This is a genomic window from Micromonospora thermarum, assembly GCF_012034245.1.
Lineage (GTDB): Bacteria > Actinomycetota > Actinomycetes > Mycobacteriales > Micromonosporaceae > Micromonospora > Micromonospora thermarum.
In genome coordinates this window covers 26,081-43,395 of sequence record NZ_JAATEO010000033.1, presented here as the reverse complement: position 1 = coordinate 43,395, position 17,315 = coordinate 26,081, and the positions used below count along the sequence as shown (strand labels likewise).

20 protein-coding genes are annotated in these 17,315 nt (G+C 74.1%); 16 read left to right on the top strand and 4 right to left on the bottom strand.

What is annotated here, in order from left to right; all coding sequences use genetic code 11:
* The first annotated feature begins 14 nt into the window (after nt 1-14).
* Genes HCJ94_RS24545 through prcA form a run of 3 tightly spaced genes read left to right on the top strand, consistent with a single transcriptional unit; the run spans nt 15 to nt 2,173 of the window.
* The gene (locus HCJ94_RS24545; RefSeq protein WP_240944477.1) at nt 15-533 is read left to right on the top strand and encodes an endonuclease VII domain-containing protein; all 519 of its coding nucleotides are present in this window, start codon (nt 15-17) and stop codon (nt 531-533) included.
* The gene (gene prcB, locus HCJ94_RS24540) at nt 452-1,291 is read left to right on the top strand and encodes a proteasome subunit beta (protein WP_309227414.1); all 840 of its coding nucleotides are present in this window, start codon (nt 452-454) and stop codon (nt 1,289-1,291) included. The genes HCJ94_RS24545 and prcB overlap by 82 nt, the downstream gene beginning before the upstream one ends.
* A 57-nt stretch (nt 1,292-1,348) precedes the next feature.
* Complete coding sequence (gene prcA, locus HCJ94_RS24535; RefSeq protein ID WP_168003407.1) at nt 1,349-2,173, top strand: proteasome subunit alpha; 825 nt, start codon at nt 1,349-1,351, stop codon at nt 2,171-2,173.
* 150 nt (nt 2,174-2,323) lie between these two features.
* On the opposite strand, the gene rfbB is transcribed toward prcA, so the two are convergent.
* Entirely contained in the window at nt 2,324-3,298 is a 975-nt protein-coding gene (gene rfbB / locus HCJ94_RS24530) for a dTDP-glucose 4,6-dehydratase (protein WP_168003406.1), read from the bottom strand.
* A gap of 124 nt (nt 3,299-3,422) precedes the next feature.
* Between rfbB and pafA the strand changes: the two genes are divergently transcribed.
* The 4 genes from pafA to HCJ94_RS24510 all read left to right on the top strand — a co-directional run bounded on the left by pafA (nt 3,423) and on the right by HCJ94_RS24510 (nt 6,511).
* The gene (gene pafA, locus HCJ94_RS24525; protein WP_088993761.1) at nt 3,423-4,781 is read left to right on the top strand and encodes a Pup--protein ligase; all 1,359 of its coding nucleotides are present in this window, start codon (nt 3,423-3,425) and stop codon (nt 4,779-4,781) included.
* Between the two features lie 68 nt (nt 4,782-4,849).
* Nucleotides 4,850-5,035, top strand: a complete 186-nt coding sequence (locus HCJ94_RS24520) for a hypothetical protein (protein ID WP_168003405.1) — start codon at nt 4,850-4,852, stop codon at nt 5,033-5,035.
* Between the two features lie 73 nt (nt 5,036-5,108).
* Entirely contained in the window at nt 5,109-5,726 is a 618-nt protein-coding gene (locus HCJ94_RS24515) for a TetR/AcrR family transcriptional regulator (RefSeq protein WP_168003404.1), read from the top strand.
* Nucleotides 5,727-5,962: 236 nt separating this feature from the next.
* Entirely contained in the window at nt 5,963-6,511 is a 549-nt protein-coding gene (locus tag HCJ94_RS24510; protein WP_168003403.1) for a carboxymuconolactone decarboxylase family protein, read from the top strand.
* A 28-nt stretch (nt 6,512-6,539) separates the two neighbouring features.
* On the opposite strand, the gene HCJ94_RS24505 is transcribed toward HCJ94_RS24510, so the two are convergent.
* Both HCJ94_RS24505 and HCJ94_RS24500 read right to left on the bottom strand, forming a co-directional pair.
* Complete coding sequence (locus HCJ94_RS24505) at nt 6,540-7,625, bottom strand: DUF3866 family protein (protein WP_168003402.1); 1,086 nt, start codon at nt 7,623-7,625, stop codon at nt 6,540-6,542.
* Nucleotides 7,626-7,635: 10 nt separating this feature from the next.
* On the bottom strand, nt 7,636-8,589 hold the full coding sequence (locus HCJ94_RS24500) for a cation diffusion facilitator family transporter (protein WP_168003401.1): 954 nt from the start codon (nt 8,587-8,589) through the stop codon (nt 7,636-7,638).
* Between the two features lie 102 nt (nt 8,590-8,691).
* Here HCJ94_RS24500 and HCJ94_RS24495 point away from each other — a divergent pair, with 102 nt between their 5' ends.
* The 9 genes from HCJ94_RS24495 to HCJ94_RS24455 all read left to right on the top strand — a co-directional run bounded on the left by HCJ94_RS24495 (nt 8,692) and on the right by HCJ94_RS24455 (nt 16,369).
* Nucleotides 8,692-9,690: a helix-turn-helix transcriptional regulator gene (locus HCJ94_RS24495; protein WP_168003400.1), complete on the top strand. Its 999-nt coding sequence runs from the start codon at nt 8,692-8,694 to the stop codon at nt 9,688-9,690.
* Entirely contained in the window at nt 9,687-10,724 is a 1,038-nt protein-coding gene (locus HCJ94_RS24490; protein ID WP_168003399.1) for a helix-turn-helix transcriptional regulator, read from the top strand. The genes HCJ94_RS24495 and HCJ94_RS24490 overlap by 4 nt, the downstream gene beginning before the upstream one ends.
* 10 nt (nt 10,725-10,734) lie before the next feature.
* Nucleotides 10,735-10,983: a hypothetical protein gene (locus HCJ94_RS24485; RefSeq protein ID WP_168003398.1), complete on the top strand. Its 249-nt coding sequence runs from the start codon at nt 10,735-10,737 to the stop codon at nt 10,981-10,983.
* A 206-nt stretch (nt 10,984-11,189) separates the two neighbouring features.
* Nucleotides 11,190-11,501: a Sec-independent protein translocase subunit TatA gene (gene tatA, locus HCJ94_RS24480; RefSeq protein WP_168003397.1), complete on the top strand. Its 312-nt coding sequence runs from the start codon at nt 11,190-11,192 to the stop codon at nt 11,499-11,501.
* A gap of 18 nt (nt 11,502-11,519) precedes the next feature.
* The gene (gene tatC, locus HCJ94_RS24475) at nt 11,520-12,470 is read left to right on the top strand and encodes a twin-arginine translocase subunit TatC (protein WP_168003396.1); all 951 of its coding nucleotides are present in this window, start codon (nt 11,520-11,522) and stop codon (nt 12,468-12,470) included.
* A 417-nt stretch (nt 12,471-12,887) separates the two neighbouring features.
* On the top strand, nt 12,888-13,985 hold the full coding sequence (locus HCJ94_RS30495; RefSeq protein WP_168003395.1) for a sensor histidine kinase: 1,098 nt from the start codon (nt 12,888-12,890) through the stop codon (nt 13,983-13,985).
* A gap of 158 nt (nt 13,986-14,143) precedes the next feature.
* Nucleotides 14,144-14,698, top strand: coding sequence for a hypothetical protein (locus tag HCJ94_RS24465; RefSeq protein WP_240944476.1), 555 nt, complete (start codon nt 14,144-14,146; stop codon nt 14,696-14,698).
* Nucleotides 14,699-14,725: 27 nt separating this feature from the next.
* On the top strand, nt 14,726-15,376 hold the full coding sequence (locus HCJ94_RS24460) for a response regulator (RefSeq protein WP_168003394.1): 651 nt from the start codon (nt 14,726-14,728) through the stop codon (nt 15,374-15,376).
* A gap of 60 nt (nt 15,377-15,436) precedes the next feature.
* Entirely contained in the window at nt 15,437-16,369 is a 933-nt protein-coding gene (locus tag HCJ94_RS24455; protein ID WP_168003393.1) for a diacylglycerol kinase, read from the top strand.
* On the opposite strand, the gene HCJ94_RS24450 is transcribed toward HCJ94_RS24455, so the two are convergent.
* Entirely contained in the window at nt 16,332-17,249 is a 918-nt protein-coding gene (locus HCJ94_RS24450; protein WP_168003392.1) for an EamA family transporter, read from the bottom strand. The two genes, HCJ94_RS24455 and HCJ94_RS24450, sit on opposite strands and share 38 nt — an antisense overlap.
* Between the last annotated feature and the right edge of the window lie 66 nt (nt 17,250-17,315).

Here is a 17,315-nt window from a genome sequence, read left to right as displayed (position 1 = left end):
ACGAGAAGCGGCTGATGGAGAAGTACGGTCGCGACGTGAAACGGACCCCGGCAGTGCCCGATGGACATCGGCGTTGCCCGGACTGCGGTGAGACCAAGCCGTTGGACGAGTTCCCACGTAACCGCTCCGGGCGGGGTGGCTACGGCAGATACTGCAAGCCTTGCCACAACGAGAAGGGCAAGGAGAGCAAACTCCGTCTCCACGGCGGCTTTCGCGAGTACCACCTCCGCAGGCGCTACGGGATCGGCGAGAAGGAATTTCAGGAGCTGCTCGCGGAGCAGGGCGGGGTCTGCGCGATCTGCGGAGGGGAAGATCCGCAACACCTGGACCACGATCATCGCACCGGATGGGTGCGCGGGATACTCTGCTTCAACTGTAATGGTGGTCTTGGTCAGTTCCGGGACAGTCCGGAGAGGCTGGCCAGGGCGATCACGTACCTGAGAGGAACCACGTGGCAGCGGGTTTTGATCCATCCGGGCGTCTTCCAGATGTGTTCACCAACGCGGGGACGTCCTCCTTCACAGCGTTCCTGAGCAAGGTGGCCCCCGAGATGCTGCCCGGTCGTCGGCCGCTGCCGCCGGGCATGGCCGCCGACCTGGCGCCGCACGCCACCACCATCGTGGCGATCTCGGCGGTCGGCGGTGTGGTGATGGCCGGCGACCGGCGCGCCACGATGGGCAACCTGATCGCCCAGCGGGACATCGAGAAGGTGCACCCGGCGGACGCGTACTCGCTGGTGGGCATCGCGGGCACCGCCGGCATCGGCATCGAGCTGATGCGACTGTTCCAGGTGGAGCTGGAGCACTACGAGAAGATCGAGGGCGCGATGCTCTCGCTCGACGGCAAGGCCAACCGGCTGGCGTCGATGATCCGCGGCAACCTGGGCGCGGCGATGCAGGGCCTGGCCGTGATCCCGCTGTTCGCGGGCTTCGACCTGGCCGCGACCGACCCGGCGAAGGCGGGCCGGATCTTCAGCTTCGACGTGACCGGCGGCCCGTACGCGGAGACCGGCTACGACGCGATCGGCTCGGGCTCGCTGTTCGCGAAGTCGGCCCTGAAGAAGCGGTTCCGGGCCGGGCTGTCGATCGACGACGCGGTCCGCCTGGCGGTGGAGGCGCTGTACGACGCGGCCGACGACGACACCGCGACCGGCGGGCCGGACCTGACGCGGCGGATCTACCCGGTGGTGATGACCGCGACGGCGGAGGGCACGCACCGGCTCACCGACGCCGAGACGGCGGCGATCGCCGAGAGCGTGGTCTCCGGCCGCATGGAGAACCCGGGCGGCTGAGGCCGTCCCACCCCGACAGCAGTCCCCCAGCACAGCGCCGTAAGGAGAACCGCCGCCGTGGCCATGCAGTTCTACGCCTCGCCCGAGCAGATCATGCGCGACCGCTCCGAGCTGGCCCGCAAGGGCATCGCCCGGGGGCGCAGCGCGGTGGTCCTGAGTTACGCCGGCGGGGTGCTCTTCGTCGCGGAGAACCTGTCCAGCGCCCTGCACAAGGTCAGCGAGATCTACGACCGGATCGGCTTCGCCGCCGTGGGCCGGTACAACGAGTTCGAGAACCTGCGGCGGGCCGGTGTGCGGATGGCCGACCTGAACGGCCTGAGCTACGACCGGCGGGACGTGACGGGTCGCGGGCTGGCGAACGCGTTCGCCCAGACCCTGGGTGCGATCTTCACGGAGCAGTCGAAGCCGTTCGAGGTGGAGATCTGCGTCGCCGAGGTCGGCGCGACGCCGGAGGACGACGAGCTGTACCGGCTGACGTACGACGGGTCGGTCAACGACGAGCCGGGCCGGATGGCGATGGGCGGGCAGGCCGAGGCGATCACCGGGGTGCTGAAGTCGAACCACCGGCCGGACATGTCGCTGGGTGAAGCCGTGAAGGTGGCGGTGCAGGCGCTGAGCAGCGTCGGCGGTGAGGGTGGGGCGTCGCGCACGATCGCGGCCAACCAGCTGGAGGTGGCGGTCCTGGACCGCAGCCGGGTGGGGCGGACGTTCCGGCGGATCACCGGCGCCGCCCTGACCGCCCTGCTGGACGGCGGCAAGGCCGAGGAGCCGCCGGCGCGGCCGGAGACCCCGACCGTGCCGACCGAGGCGGCGCACAAGCCGACCACGTCGGCGGGTTCGGCCGACCTGGAGGGCCAGGAGCCGGAGCGCCCGGAGTCCTGAGCATCGACGCCGGCCGGGGAGCGGCGCGGCGGCCGGGAAAGGGTACAGCGGCCGGGGGAGCGGCGCCGGCGGCCCGCGGAGTCACCGCCGTCGGCGCGCCGTTCGGCGTCGGCCGGCCGCCCGGTGCCGGTCGTGCCGGCGGGGGAGCGCTCACGCCTTGGCGAGCGGCTCCCACCAGGCCCGGTTGTCCCGGTACCAGTCGATGGTGGCGGCGAGCCCCGCGTCGAAGTCGACGGTGGGCGCCCAGCCGAGCTCGCGGTGGCTGGTGGTGGTGTCGAGTGAGTAGCGCCGGTCGTGGCCCTTGCGGTCGGCCACCGGCGTCACCCGGTCCCAGCCGGCGCCGAACGCGTCCAGCAGTCGCGCGGTGAGGTCACGGTTGGCGAGTTCGGTGCCGCCGCCGAGGTGGTAGACGCCGCCGGGCCGGCCGACCTGGTGCGCGAGGACGATGCCGTGGCAGTGGTCGTCGACGTGCAGCCAGTCGCGGACGTTGCCGCCGTCGCCGTACAGCGGCAGTGGGCGGCCGTCGAGGAGGTTGGTGACGAAGAGGGGGATCACCTTCTCCGGGTGCTGGTAGGGGCCGTAGGTGTTGGCGCCGCGGGTGATGACCACGTCGAGGCCGTGGGTGCGGTGGTAGGCGAGGGTGAGCAGGTCGGCGGCGGCCTTGGAGGCCGAGTACGGGGAGCTGGGGTCCAGCGGCGCGGACGGCGGCCAGGAGCCGTGGTCGATGGAGCCGTACACCTCGTCGGTGGAGACGTGCACGAACCGGCGGGTGCCGTGCCGCAGCGCGGCGTCGAGCAGGGTCTGGGTGCCGACGACGTTGGTGGTGACGAAGGGCGCCGCGCCGGTGATGGAGCGGTCCACGTGCGACTCGGCGGCGAGGTGGACGATCACGTCGTGCCCGGTGACGATGTCGTCGACGAGGTCGGCGTCGCGGACGTCGCCGTGGACGACGTGCAGCCGGGGGTCGTCGCGGACGGGGTCGAGGCTGCCGTCGGTGCCGGCGTACGTGAACGAGTCGAGCACGGTGACCCGGTCCGGTCGCAGGGTGGGCTCGGCGCCGTCGAGCAGACGCCGCACGTACGCCGAGCCGATGAACCCGGCGCCGCCGGTGACGAGGATCCTCACGGCTCGCACCGTACCTCCGGGTGGGGGTGGCCCGGACCGAGCCGGCGGACGCGGGTGGGACGCCGCGTGGGACGGGCGGGGCGAGCGCTGCCCATGTGGGGCGTCGGGCGGCTAATGTCTCATCATGGAGCGGCGAATCTTCGGCCTCGAGACCGAGTACGGCGTCACCTGCACCTATCGCGGGCAGCGCCGACTGTCCCCCGACGAGGTCGCGCGGTACCTGTTCCGGCGGGTGGTGTCGTGGGGCCGGTCGAGCAACGTGTTCCTGCGCAACGGGGCCCGGTTGTACCTGGACGTCGGGTCGCACCCCGAGTACGCGACGCCGGAGTGCGACTCGGTGGTGGACCTGGTGGCGCACGACCGGGCCGGTGAGCGGATCCTGGAGGGGCTGCTCGTCGACGCGGAGAAGCGGCTGCACGACGAGGGCATCGCGGGCGAGATCTACCTGTTCAAGAACAACACCGACTCGGCCGGCAACTCGTACGGCTGCCACGAGAACTACCTGGTCTCGCGGCACGGTGAGTTCGGCCGGCTGGCCGACGTGCTGATCCCGTTCCTGGTCACCCGGCAGTTGATCTGCGGGGCGGGGAAGGTGCTGCAGACGCCGCGCGGGGCGGTGTACTGCCTGTCGCAGCGGGCGGAGCACATCTGGGAGGGCGTGTCGTCGGCGACGACCCGCAGCCGTCCGATCATCAACACCCGGGACGAGCCGCACGCGGACGCGGAGCGCTACCGCCGGCTGCACGTGATCGTCGGCGACTCGAACATGAACGAGGTCACCACGCTGCTGAAGGTCGGCACGGCGGACATCGTGCTGCGGATGATCGAGGCGGGCGTGGTGATGCGGGACCTGACGCTGGAGAACCCGATCCGGGCGATCCGCGAGGTGTCGCACGACATCACCGGCCGGCGGAAGGTGCGGTTGGCCTCCGGCAAGGAGGTCAGCGCCCTGGAGATCCAGCAGGAGTACCTGGCGAAGGCGACCGAGTTCGTGGAGCGGCGCGGCGGCGACCAGACCGCGAAGCGGGTGGTGGAGCTGTGGGGCCGGGTGCTGCGGGCGGTGGAGACCGGTGACCTGGAGCCGGTGGCCCGGGAGATCGACTGGGTGACGAAGCTGCGGCTGATCGAGCGTTACCAGCGCAAGCACGACCTGCCGCTGTCGCATCCCCGGGTGGCGCAGATGGACCTGGCGTACCACGACCTGCGGCGGGGCCGGGGCCTGTACGGGCTGCTGGAGCGGCGGGGTGAGGTGGACCGGGTGGCCACCGACCCGGAGATCTTCGAGGCGAAGGAGACGCCGCCGCAGACGACGCGGGCGCGGCTGCGGGGCGAGTTCATCCGGCACGCCCAGGAGAAGCGGCGGGACTTCACCGTCGACTGGGTGCACCTGAAGCTGAACGACCAGGCGCAGCGCACGGTGCTCTGCAAGGACCCGTTCCGGGCGTACGACGAGCGGGTGGAGCGGCTGATCGCCAGCATGTGACCGGTGTCGGGTCGCCCGGGACGGTGTCCGTCGTCCCGGGCGGCCCGCCCGGTAGGCTGTCGGGCGCCATGATGCCTACCGAACCGGCCGGCCCGGGCTCCGAGAAGCAGAGCTGGGCCGAGCGCCGCCGCCAGAAGATCCGCGACGAGATCGAACGCAACCGTCGCGGCGAGTACACCGTGCCCACCTGGGCGCTGGCGCTCGCGCTCGCGCTGGTCGTGGGCGCCTGGGTGGCGATCGTGGTCTTCGCCTGATTCGTCCTGCGGGCGCGTCACTTCAGTCGACAAAAGTTTGCGCACCGTGCAAGATCGCTCGTGGCGTTCCGGTGTGACCACCGCCGATCAGGGCCAGTACGGCCGCCGCGACCGCAAGAAGCGGCAGACGCGCGCGGCGCTGACCGAGGCCGCCCTGCGGCTGGTCGCCGAGCGGGGCCTCGACCAGGTGACGGTCGAGGAGATCAGCGAGGCGGCCGACGTGTCGGCGCGGACGTTCTTCAACTACTTCGCCAGCAAGGACGACGCGCTCCTCGGCGACCCGACGGCGGACCGGGACCTGCTGGTCGCCCGGGTGACCGCGGCGGCGCCGGAGGTGTCCGCGTTCGAGGCGGTGCGGCTGGCCCTCGACGAGGTCGTCGCGCGGATCGAGGCCGACCGCGAGGTGTGGCGGTTGCGGCTGGCGGTCATCGCCGCCAACCCGTCGCTGCTGCCCCGGCTCGTCGCCGGCAACGCCGAGTCGGAGCGGGCGCTCGTCGCCGCCGTGACCGGCCGCCTAAGGGTGGACCCCGGTCACGGCCATCCGGCACTCGTCACCGCCGTCGCCGGCGCCGCGTTCCGGACGGCCCTGCTGCGCTGGACCGGCGATCCCGGCTCCCGACCGCTGCGGGAGCTCGTGGCCGAGGCCTTCGACGCCGTCGCCGCCGGCCTCCCGGACCCACCCACCACCTGACGGTTGCCGCCGCGGCCGCCCGCCCGCATCCGACGAGGAGTTCGACGAGCGCCGCGCCCGCGAGGAGGCGGCGGCCGCCGCCGGGTCGGCGCACTGACCCGCCCGGTCGGGACGGGCGTGCCGTGCGCGTCCCGGCCACGGCGGCGCACCGCACCGGGGAAGTTGCGCCGGGCCGTGCCCGGCTGGCACCGTCGGAGCGTCGGGCGTCACCGCCCGACGGCGGCGGGGAGGTACGCGTGGCGCACATCGACCTCGGGCTCGACGAGCGGGCCCATCCCGGCATCGTCGGGCCGATGCGGTACCGCCCGGAGACGGCCCGGCCGCTCAACGAGCTGGCGGAGACCCTCCTGCGGGCGCCGCACCCGACGCTGACCCCGGGCGAGCGGGAGCTGATCGCGGCGTACGTGTCCGGCCTCAACGAGTGCCGTTTCTGCTGCGCCTCCCACTCGGCGACCGCCGCCGCGCAGCTGCCGGCCGGCATGGGCCTGGTGGACCAGGTCCGCGCCGATCCGGAGACCGCGGCGATCACCGGCAAGCTGCGGGCACTGCTGCGCATCGCGGCCGCGGTGCAGCGCAGCGGCCGGGACGTGACGGCCGAGCTGGTCGACGGGGCCCGGCGGGCGGGCGCGACGGATCTGGAGATCCACGACACGGTGCTCATCGCCGCGGCCTTCTGCATGTTCAACCGGTACGTCGACGGGCTCGGCACGCTCGCTCCCGACGACCCCGCCGGATACGAGATATCGGCCCGCCGGATCGTCCGGCACGGCTACCGGCCGGCCTGACCTCCGCACAGCCGCCCGCTCGGGCCGCTCAGGTCAGCTGTCGGGCGGCGTGCCGGCCGGCCGCGGCGGCGGCGAGGAAGTAGGCGTGGTCCGCGTCCAGACCCCGACCCATGGTGGACAGCGGCACCGGGCTGGCGCGCAGGGCGGCGTCGAGGCCGTCGACGGGAACCCGGACCAGGTCGTGCCGGTCCGCGAGGGGCACGAGCGCCGCGTCGACCTCCCCGGCCAGCGCCGGGTCCAGGCCGTCGGGCACCACCAGCACCGCGCGGGCCAGGGCCACCCGGCCGTACGCGGTGATGCTGTGGTGGGACACGCCGCGGTGGCGGGGGCGGGGATCGGCGTCGGAGATGCGCAGCGACCCGATCGGCCGCCCGCCCAGCGCGGCGACCGCGTTGACCGCCTCCCCGACGGCGACACCGGAGAATCCCCAGCGGGTGCCGGTGCCGAGGTTGCCGGGCCCCTGGGCGACGACCGCCACGTCGGCGTGCAGCACGTGCCGGGCGGCGAGCAGCCCGCTGTGCAGGGTGCTGGCCTCCAGGTCCCCGCCGAAGGCCTGCCCGACGCTGACCGTGCCGGCCAGGTGACCGCGCAGCCCGGCGAGGGTGCGGGAGAACCAGGCGGGCAGCGCGCCACCGTCGGTGAGCAGGTACGCCACCCGGGCGTCGGGAGCGTCGGCGCGGATCCCGGCGAGGACCGCCGGGAGGGCGGAGTGCAGGTCGGCGGTGACCACCGGCAGCCCGGCCAGGTCGTCGGCGTCGGCCAGGACCGCCCGGTGTGGGGACGCCTCCTCGTCCACGCCGAGCAGGATCGGCTGCAACGGCGTGTAGCGGGCCTTGACCAGGTGGCCGGCGTCGCGGTTGTCGGCCGGTGCGGGCGGGTCCGGCGGCAGCCGGTCCGGCAGGGCCACGACGAGGGCGTACCCGCCGGTCCCGAGACCCATCAGCAGGGCCCCGGCGTTGAGCAGCACGCGGTCGCCGACCTGCGGCCGGCCGACCAGGTCGGGGTACGCGAGGGCGCGCATCGCCGTACCGTCGCCGAGCGCGACGTCCAGCTCGACCGCGCCGGTCCACTCGCGCCGCAGCGCCGCCACGGTTCCCGCCCGCCATCGCACCATGCGGTGGACGCTAGCGGTCACGGTCGGCGTGACCGGTGCCCGGGGTGGCGGTCGGGTCGAGGAAGACGTAGCGGATCTCCGGGTAGCGGGCGGTGAGCCGGCGTTCGGCCTCGTCGGCGGTGGCCTCGATGGTCGCGCCGCTGGCGTCGTCGGCGAAGTCGACCTTGGCGGCGACGAGGATGTCGGCGGGGCCGAGCTGCATGGTGAGCAGCGTCTCGACGCGGCGGACCGCGGGCAGGCCGGCCACCTCGTCGGCGATCTCCCCGCGCAGCCGCGCCGGCACCGCCCGGCCGACCAGCAGCGAGACGTTGCTGTACGCGGGGATGCTCGCCACCACCAGCAGCAGGACGCCGATGAGGATCGAGGCGATGCCGTCGTAGAGTTCGTCGCCGGTCAGCTCCGACAGGGCCACCCCGGCGGCGGCCAGCAGCAGCCCGATCAGCGCCGCGCTGTCCTCCAGGAAGACCGCCTTGACGGTGGTGTCGGCGGTCAGCCGCAGGAACCGACGCGGTGTGGTGCGCCAGCGGCGCGACTCGCGGCGCACCTGGCGGACCGCGCGGGCCAGCGAGACCGACTCGATCGCGAACGAGACGGCCAGCACCACGTACGAGGCGAGGTAGTCGCCGCTGTGCTCGTGGACGAGGATCGTGGTGACGCCGTGGGTGACCGCGAAGCCAGCCCCGGCGACGAAGGTGAACAGGGCCGCGAGCAACGCCCAGACGTAGCTCTCCATGCCGTACCCGAACGGGTGCCGGGTGTCGGGGGGCCGCGAGCCGCGGCGCAGCGCCAGGTAGAGCAGCACCTCGGTGGTGGTGTCGGCGACCGAGTGGGCGGCCTCGGACAGCATGGCCGCCGAGCCGGAGATCAGCCCGGCGACCAGCTTGGCGACCGCGACGGCGAGGTTGGCGGCGCCCGCGACCACGACCGTCCCCACGCTCTCGGTCCTGCCCCCCGGCGCCGCCACGCGGTCACCCTACGGCCGGCGACGATCACACGTCGGGTGACGGCGGTGACGCGCGGCGCGCGGGGTACACGTGTTCGGCGTGCCGGCTGCTAGCGTCGTACCGTGTCGCGGACCCGCACCGAACGCCTGGTCAACCTGGTGATCTGCCTACTGTCCACGCGGCGGTTCCTGACCGCCGCGCAGATCGCCGCGACCGTGCCCGGCTACGAGCACGATCCGCACGACGCGCGCGACCACGAGGCGTTCCAGCGCAAGTTCGAACGGGACAAGGCCGAGCTGCGCGAGCTGGGCGTCCCGCTGGAGACGGGGACGGCCAGCGCGTTCGACGTCGAGCCCGGCTACCGGATCGCCCGGCGGGAGTACGCGCTGCCCGACATCCCCCTCGAACCGGACGAGGCCGCGGCGGTGGGCATCGCCGCCCGGCTCTGGCAGCACGCCGGCCTGGCCGCCGCCGCCTCCTCGGGGCTGGCGAAGCTGCGCGCCGCCGGCGTCGACGTGGACCCGCAGGCCACCCTCGGCCTGGAGCCGATGGTGACGGTCGACCCGGCCTTCGCGCCGCTGACCGCCGCCGCGCGGGACCGCCGCGAGGTGAGCTTCGACTACCGGGTCCCGGACCGCGACGAGCCGTCCCGCCGCCGGTTGCAGCCGTGGGGCGTGGTCTGCTGGCGGGGCCGGTGGTACGTCGTCGGGCACGACCTGGACCGGGCGGCCACCCGCTGCTTCCGCCTCTCCCGGGTGGTGGGAGCGGTGCGGGTGACGGGCCGCCCGGGCGCGTACGAGCCGCCGGCCGGGGTCGACCTGATCAGTCACGTCGCCCGCTGGTCCGGCCCGGTCGAGCGCACCGGCCGCGCCACGGTCCTCGCCACCCCGGGCCGGGCCGCCGGGCTGCGCCGCTGGGCGGTGGCGACGAGTTCCGGGCCGGACGGCGACCGGCTGGTCCTGCCGTACGCCGACCCGGACTTCCTCGCCGGCCAGCTCGTCGGGTACGGGCCGGACGTGCGGGTGCTCGACCCGCCGGAGGTGCGCGAGGCGGTCATCCAGCGGCTGAAGGAGATCGCCGCCCGCCACGACGACCTCGCCGTCGCCGGGGGTGCCCGGTGACCCGGCCCGCCGCCCGCGGCGGCTCCCGCACGTCCGCCGACCGGCTGGCCCGCCTGCTCAACCTCGTTCCGTACCTGCTGGCCCGCCCGGGGATCGAGATCGCCGAGGCGGCCGCCGACCTGGGCGTCACCGAGCGGCAGCTGCGGGAGGACCTGGAGCTGCTGTGGGTCTGCGGGCTGCCCGGGTACGGCCCGGGCGACCTGATCGACATGGCGTTCGACGGGGACCGCGTGACGATCACCTACGACGCGGGGATCGACCGGCCGCTGCGGCTCACCCCGGACGAGGCCCTCGCCCTGGTCGTGGCGCTGCGGATGCTCGCCGAGACGCCGGGCGTGGCCAACCGGGAGGCCGTGGAGCGCGCCCTCGCCAAGATCGAGAACGCGGCGGGTGACCTGGTGGGCGCCCCGGTCGCCGTCCGGCTGCCGGCCGACACCCGCAAGGTGGCGGAGCTGCGGGCGGCGGTGGAGAGCGGCCGGGCCCTGCGGATCACCTACTACACGGCCGCCCGGGACGAGACGACCGACCGGGTGGTCGACCCGCTGCGGATGCTCATGGTCGGCGGCCGGGGATACGTGGAGGCGTGGTGCCGCCGGGCCGAGGGCATGCGCCTGTTCCGGGCGGACCGCATCGACGCGGTGACGCTGCTGGACGAGCCGGCCCGGGTGCCGCCGCAGGCCCGCCCGCACGACCTCACCGAGGGCGTCTTCCGGCCCTCGCCGGACCTGCCGCTGGTCACCCTGCGGATCGGCCGGGGCGAGCGGTGGATCACCGAGTACTACCCGTGCGAGCGGGTCGAGGAGGGCGACGGGGACCAGTGGCTGGTGTCGCTGCGCGTCACCGACCTGGGCTGGGCGCGTCGCTTCGTGCTGGGCCTCGGCCCGGACGTCACCGTGGTCGCCCCGGCCGAGCTGGCCACGCAGGTGCACGCGGCGGCGGTCGCGGCCCTCGACGCGTACGCGACGCCGCCGCCCCCACGGGACCCGGCCGACCCGCCGACGGCCGACCCGGCGGTGGCGGCCCCCACCCAGTAGGCTGGCCGCCGTGGTGACGTGGATCGTGGTCGCGCTGGTGCTGGTCCCGCTCGTGCTGCTCGGCCTGGCCGTCCGGCCGGTCGTGGCCCGGCTGCCCCGGCTGCGCCGCGCCGCCTTGGCGCTGCAACGACGCGCCGGTGAGGCGGAGGCCCTCCAGGAGGCCGCCGAGGCCCTCCAGGTCCGGGCCGAGGCGCTGCAGGAGCGCCTGGACACCACGCAGCGCCGGCTCGCCGTCATCAAGGCGAAGCGCGGCGACTGATCGATCTTCGTCGCGATCGTGCGCGGTTTCGTGCCGTTCCGCGCACGGAACGGCACGCTCCGGCGGTTGACGGGACATCGGGGGTTGGTCAAGACTTCACCGGCCGGGAGGATCCCTCACCGCCCGGCGGGTGGCAACGTCCCACGACGCACGTACGATGGGCTGCGGTACCACCCCTGCCCGACACAGAGCGACTGGAGCTTCCCATGGGTGCCCTCAAGCCGTGGCACATCGCCGTACTCGTGGTCGTGCTGATCCTGCTCTTCGGCGCGAAGCGGCTCCCCGACGCGGCCCGTTCGCTGGGCCGTTCGCTGCGGATCATCAAGGCCGAGACCAAGAGCCTGCACGACGACGACCGCGACCTGGCCGAGAAGGCCGACGCGCAGGCCGGTTACCAGCCGCTGCCGCCGCAGGCACAGCAGACGCCGCAGCAGGCCCAGTACGGTCAGCAGGCGCCCCACCAGGCCCCGCCGCAGCAGCCGGTCGTCGACCCGGTGCAGCGCGTCCGCGACAACTGACCGAAGGGCCCGACCACCGTGGCCTTCGCCCTGCGTAAGCGCGGTCCGAGCAAGTTCGAGCGGGCCGCGGACGGCTCGATGACGCTGATCGAGCACGTCCGCGAGCTGCGCAACCGGCTGTTCAAGGCGTCGCTGGCGATCCTCGTCGGCTTCGGCTTCGGCATCTGGCTCGCCGGCCCGGTGCTCAACGTGCTCAAGAAGCCGTACTGCGACCTGCCGCAGGCGCAGACCACCAACGGGGCGTGCGACTTCGTCCAGCTCGGTCCCGCGGACCTGTTCCTGCTCAACCTGAAGATCGGCCTCTGGGTCGGTCTGATCATCGCCGCGCCGGTCTGGCTCTACCAGCTGTGGGCGTTCATCGCGCCCGGCCTGCACCGGCACGAGCGGCGCTACGCGTACGTCTTCACCGGGCTGGCGGCGCCACTGTTCGCCGCCGGCGCGGTGCTGGCGTACTTCGTCACCGCCAAGGGCCTGGAGTTCCTGCTGGACATCTCCGGCAGCGACATCAACACCACCCTGGACATCACCCGGTACGTCTCGTTCGTCACCAACCTGATCCTGCTGTTCGGGGTGGCGTTCGAGTTCCCGCTCATCGTGCTGATGCTCAACTTCGTCGGCATCGCCAGCGCCAAGCGGCTGCTGAGCTGGTGGCGAGTGGCGGTGTTCGTCTTCTTCGCCTTCTCGGCGGTGGTGACCCCCACCCCGGATCCGTTCGGCATGACGGCGCTCGCCATCTGCCTCTGCGCGCTGTACTTCGCCGCGGTCGGCGTCGCGTTCCTCAACGACAGGCGCAAGGGACGCGGCAAGGAGATCTACGCCGGCATCGCCGACGACGAGGTGTCGCCGCTGGAGTTCGACGCCGAGCCGGTCGAGGCGGGGCAACGGGTCGAGGCGAGCGCCCCGATCGCCGCACCGGAGCCGATCGCGAAGCCGGCACCGATCGACCGCCGCTACGACGAGATGACCTGACCGCGCCGGCGGCACCGGTGACGACACGAGCCCCCGCCCGGGGGCTCGTGTCGTTTTCCGTCCCCGTACGCCCGTCGGTGGCGCCCGGTGACCGGCTCTCGGGAACGGACGCGCGGCCCGGCTGAGTCCCGGCGGACCCGCCCGTGCGGTCGTCCGGCCCTCCGGCCGCTCCGCCCGGTGGTGGTCGTTCTGGTCCCGTGACCGTCGGACGTGTCGCGGGACGGGACCCGTTCCGTCCGCGCGGCTGCCCGGGCGGTCCCGTCAACGGGACCGCCCGTTGCCTGTCGCCGGTGGTCCACGCGCAGCGCCGGGTCCGCGTACGCCGCCGGACGTACCGCGGGATACGTCCGCCGGCCGTCGCGTCCCCGCCGCGGCCCGGCGATGGTGTATCCATCGAGGTGACGGAGGGATCCCACGGTGAGTCCGGGTCAGCCCAGGACGGTCGGGCCGCCGGGTCGACGCTGGTCGGCCCGGCGGTCCCTGCTGGCCGAGGTCGGGCCGGCGGTCGGGCTCGCCGTGGTGGGCCTGCTGACGGCGCCGTACGTGGACCGCGTGTCCGCGGCCGACGAGACCCTGGATCCGCTCGGAGTCGGCCTGATCGTCGTCGCGGGGCTCGCGACCGCCGCGCGCCGCCGCTGCCCGGTGCCCGTGCTCGTCGTGGTCGCCCTCGCCACCGCCGGCTACCTGACGGCCGGATACCCCTACGGACCGATCATGTTCAGCGTCGCCGTCGCCGTGTACGCGGTGGCACGCCGGCGCCCGCCCGTGCCGGCGGCGGCATGGTGCCTCGGCGCGTTGGCCGTCCTGCTGGTGCACCTGTTCACCAACGACGCGGCGCTGCCGGGCCTGCTCGGCGTGTTTCCCGCGTCGGCCTGGGTGGCCGTCCCGTTCAGCCTGGGCCTGGCCCGCCGGCTCGTGGTGGAGGCCGGCGCGCGGGAACGCCGGGAGACCGAACGCCGGCTGCTGGACGCCGAGCGGCTGCGACTGGCGCAGGAGGTGCACGACATCGTCGGCCACGGCCTGGCGGCGATCCAGATGCAGGCGGACATCGCGCTGCACCTGCGGCGGACCAAGCCCGCGCAGGCGCTGGTCGCGCTGGAGGCGATCAGCCGGGCGAGCGCCGACGCCCTGGCGGAGTTGCGCGCGACCCTCGCCGCCATCTCACCGGTCGGGGCGGGACAGCGGAGTGGTGACCGGGCGCCGACTCCGGGTCTGGACCGCCTGGACGACCTCTGCGAGCGGGTACGGGCCGCCGGCGTGTCCGTGGCCCTGGCGGTGCACGGCCGGCGCCGACGGCTGCCGCCCGCCGTCGACGTCGCCGCCTACCGCGTGTTGCAGGAGTCGCTGACCAACGTCGTGAAGCACTCCGCCCACCCCGCACGTGAGCATCGACATCTCCTACCTGCCCCGGGCGGTGGACGTGACGGTGGTCAACCAGGACGTCCTGGGCGAGCCCGTGGTGGCGGGGTTCGGCATCAACGGCATGCGCCGGCGGGTGGAGCACGTGGGCGGTGACCTGACCGTGGGGCACGACGCCGGACGGTTCCGCGTACACGCCACCTTCCCGACCGGCGACTGAGGCTCCGCTGCGGGTGGGCCTACGTCCCTCGACGTACGCGGGGATGCGTTCCGGGGCCGATGCCCGCCGGGCCGGACCGGCCGAGGATTGCGGCATGAGCGACACCATGACCGGACCGGCCCGCGCGGGACGACCGGGAACCACCGCGGCCCGCTGGCGCACCGGTCCGCGACTCCGTCGGTTCCTGCTCCTGCTGCACATCGCGTCCGCCGGCGCGTGGCTGGGCATCGACATCGTGCTCGGCCTGCTCGTCCTCGCGGCGTTCGGCTCCGGCGACGATCTCGGTGCCGCGGCGGCCCTCACCGGGATCGGGCACTTCGCGACCTGGCCGCTCGCCGCCACCGGTCTGGTGTGCCTGGCCACCGGCGTCCTGCTCGGTCTGGGCACGAAGTACGGGCTGGTGCGGTACTGGTGGGTGGCCGTCAAACTCGTGCTCAACGTCGTCCTGGTCACCCTGGTCGTCGCCCTGCTGAGTCCCGGCGTGCGGGAGTTGACCGAGGGCACCCGGGCGTCGCTCACCGACGGGCGTCCACTGCCGGAGTTCACCGACATGGCCTTCCCGCCGATCGTCTCGACCACGGCGGTGCTCGTCGCGATGACGCTGTCGGTGTTCAAGCCGTGGGGACGGGTGCGACGCGCAGCACGGTGAGACCATCGACCGGGAGCGGAGGCGGACATGATCTCGGTGCTGCTGGTCGACGATCAGGACCTGGTGCGGCTCGGGCTGCGCACTCTCCTGGACAACGAGGACGGGTTCACGGTCGCGGGCGAGGCGGCCGACGGGCTCGGCGCCGTGGAGGCGGCGGTGCGTACCCTCCCGGACGTTGTCCTGATGGACATCCGGATGCCCGGCGTGGACGGACTGGAGGCCACCCGGCGCATCGCCGCCCGGCCCGACCTGTCCGACACGCGGGTGATCGTCCTGACGACCTTCGAGCACGACCGGTACGTCTTCGACGCCCTGCGGCACGGTGCCAGCGGTTTCCTGCTCAAGGACACCCCGCCCGCCCGGCTGATCGAGGCGATCCGCACCGTCACCGACGGTGGTGCCCTGCTGTCGCCCTCGGTCACCCGTACCCTGATCGGGGAGTTCGTCAGCCGGGCCCCGCGCGCCGTCACGCCACACCCGCGGCTCGGCCAGCTGACCGACCGCGAGCGTGAGGTCGTCGCCCTGGTCGCGCAGGGCCTCACCAACCACGAGATCGCCGAGCGGTTGGTGGTCAGCCCGGCCACCGCCCGTACCCACGTCAGCCGGGCGATGGTCAAGCTCGGCGCCCGGGACCGGGCCCAGCTCGTCGTCTTCGCCTACCAGTCGGGCCTGGCCTAGACCCCCGTACGGCGATGTCTGGTCGGCCGGCCGGCGCGCAGGGCCGCAGCGGCGGGTACGGTGCTCGCCGTGACCGCAGCCGATCACCCTTCCGCCGCCGGCGGGCCCGTCGCCGTCCTCGCCAATCCCACCGCCGGCCGGGGACGCCACCTGGGGCTGCTGCCCCAGGTGCTGGAGCGGCTCGCGGCCGCCGGGCGGCCGGTGCGGATGCTGGAGGCGCGGAGCGCGGTGGAGGCCCAGGCGGCGTGCCACGAGGCGGTGGCGGAGGGGGCGTCCGGCCTGGTCGCGGTCGGCGGTGACGGCACCGTGCACCTGGCCCTGCAGGCGGTGGCGGGCACGTCCGTGCCGTTCGGAGCGGTGCCGGCGGGCACCGGCAACGACTTCGCCGTCGACACGGGTTTTCCGGCCGACCCGCTCGCGGCGGCGAACGTGATCGCGGCGGCTGTGCGGGACGGTCGGTCCCACCCGGTCGACCTCGCCCGGGTCACCGCCGCCGACGGCACCCGCCGCTGGTACGGGGCGGTGCTGGCCGCCGGTTTCGACGCGATCGTCAACGAGCGGGCCAACCGGATGCGCTGGCCCCGCGGCCCGCGCCGCTACGACCTGGCCATCCTGGTGGAACTGGCCCGCCTGCGCCCCCGCCGCTACACGCTGCGCCTGGACGGGGAGACCCACGAGGTCGACGCCGTCCTCGTGGCGGTCGGCAACTGCCCCACGTACGGCGGCGGCATGCGGATCTGTCCCGCCGCCGATCCCACCGACGGGCTGCTCGACGTCGTGGTGGGCGGGCGGTTCGACCGGCGCACGCTCATGCGGGTGAAGCCGCGCATCTACCAGGGCACACACGTCGAGCACCCGCTGGTGCGCAGCTACCGGGCGCGGACCGTCGAGGTGGCCGCGGAGGGCATCACCACGTACGCCGACGGCGAGCGGGCGGTCGACCTACCGGTGACGATCACCGTGGTTCCGGGTGCGGTGCGGCTGCTGCGCTGACCCGGACCGCGCCGACGCTGGCGGCGATCACCAGGCCGATCGCCAGCACCTCGGCCACCGTCAACGCCTGCCGCAGCACCAGCCAGCCGGCCAGGGCGGCGATGGCCGGACCGAGGCTCATCAGCACGGCGAAGGTGGCGGTGGGCAGCCGGCGCAGGGCGAACAGTTCCATGGTGTACGGCACCACCGAGGAGAGCACCGCGACCGCCCCGCCCAGCGCCAGCACCACCGGGTCCAGCAGTGCGGAACCGGCGTCGGCCACCCCGATCGGCAGGGTGAGCAGGGCGGCGACGGTCAGCGCCAGGGCCAGCCCGTCGGCCCCCGGGAAGCGGCGACCGACCCGGGCGCTGAGCACGATGTACGCGGCCCACATGGCGCCCGCGCCGAGCGCGAGAGCGGCGCCGACGGGGTCGAGCCGCTCGAAGCCTCCCTGGCCGAGCAGCGCCACCCCGGCGAGGGCGAGCACCGCGCAGGCCCAGCTCGCCGCACGGCGGGCGGTGACGACCGACAGCGCCAGCGGACCGAGCACCTCCAGGGTCACCGCCGGGCCCAGCGGGACGCGTTCGATGGCCTGGTAGAACAGCGAGTTCATGCCGGCCAGCGCCACACCGAACGCGGCGGCCGCCGCCCAGTCGGCTCGGCCGTGTCCCCGGAGTCGGGGCCGGCACGCCACCAGCAGCAGCACGGCGCCCACGGTCAGCCGCAGCGTCACCGCCCCGGCGACCCCGGAGCGCGGGAAGAGCAGGGCGGCGACGGCCGACCCGAACTGCACCGACAGCGCCCCGCCGAGCACGAGCCCCACCGGGCCGAGGCCGCCGCGCGGTCGCCGGGTCGGCACGGGGCCGGGCGTCGGCCGGTCGGGGAGCAGCGTGTCGGTCACACCGTCGACGCTAGGGGCCGTCGGCGGCCGGGGGAAATGCCCGTCCGGGCCTGCTTATGCTTCCAG

What these genes read in the sequence shown, in the direction of transcription:
- HCJ94_RS24505 (WP_168003402.1), bottom strand. Translation starts at nt 7,625, where the DNA reads ATGGTGCGATGGCGGGCGGGAACCGTGGCGGCGCTGCGGCGCGAGTGG.
- HCJ94_RS24520 (WP_168003405.1), top strand. Translation starts at nt 4,850, where the DNA reads ATGATGCCTACCGAACCGGCCGGCCCGGGCTCCGAGAAGCAGAGCTGG.
- HCJ94_RS24545 (WP_240944477.1), top strand. Translation starts at nt 15, where the DNA reads ATGGAGAAGTACGGTCGCGACGTGAAACGGACCCCGGCAGTGCCCGAT.
- HCJ94_RS24460 (WP_168003394.1), top strand. Translation starts at nt 14,726, where the DNA reads ATGATCTCGGTGCTGCTGGTCGACGATCAGGACCTGGTGCGGCTCGGG.
- pafA (WP_088993761.1), top strand. Translation starts at nt 3,423, where the DNA reads ATGGAGCGGCGAATCTTCGGCCTCGAGACCGAGTACGGCGTCACCTGC.
- HCJ94_RS24465 (WP_240944476.1), top strand. Translation starts at nt 14,144, where the DNA reads ATGAGCGACACCATGACCGGACCGGCCCGCGCGGGACGACCGGGAACC.
- tatA (WP_168003397.1), top strand. Translation starts at nt 11,190, where the DNA reads ATGGGTGCCCTCAAGCCGTGGCACATCGCCGTACTCGTGGTCGTGCTG.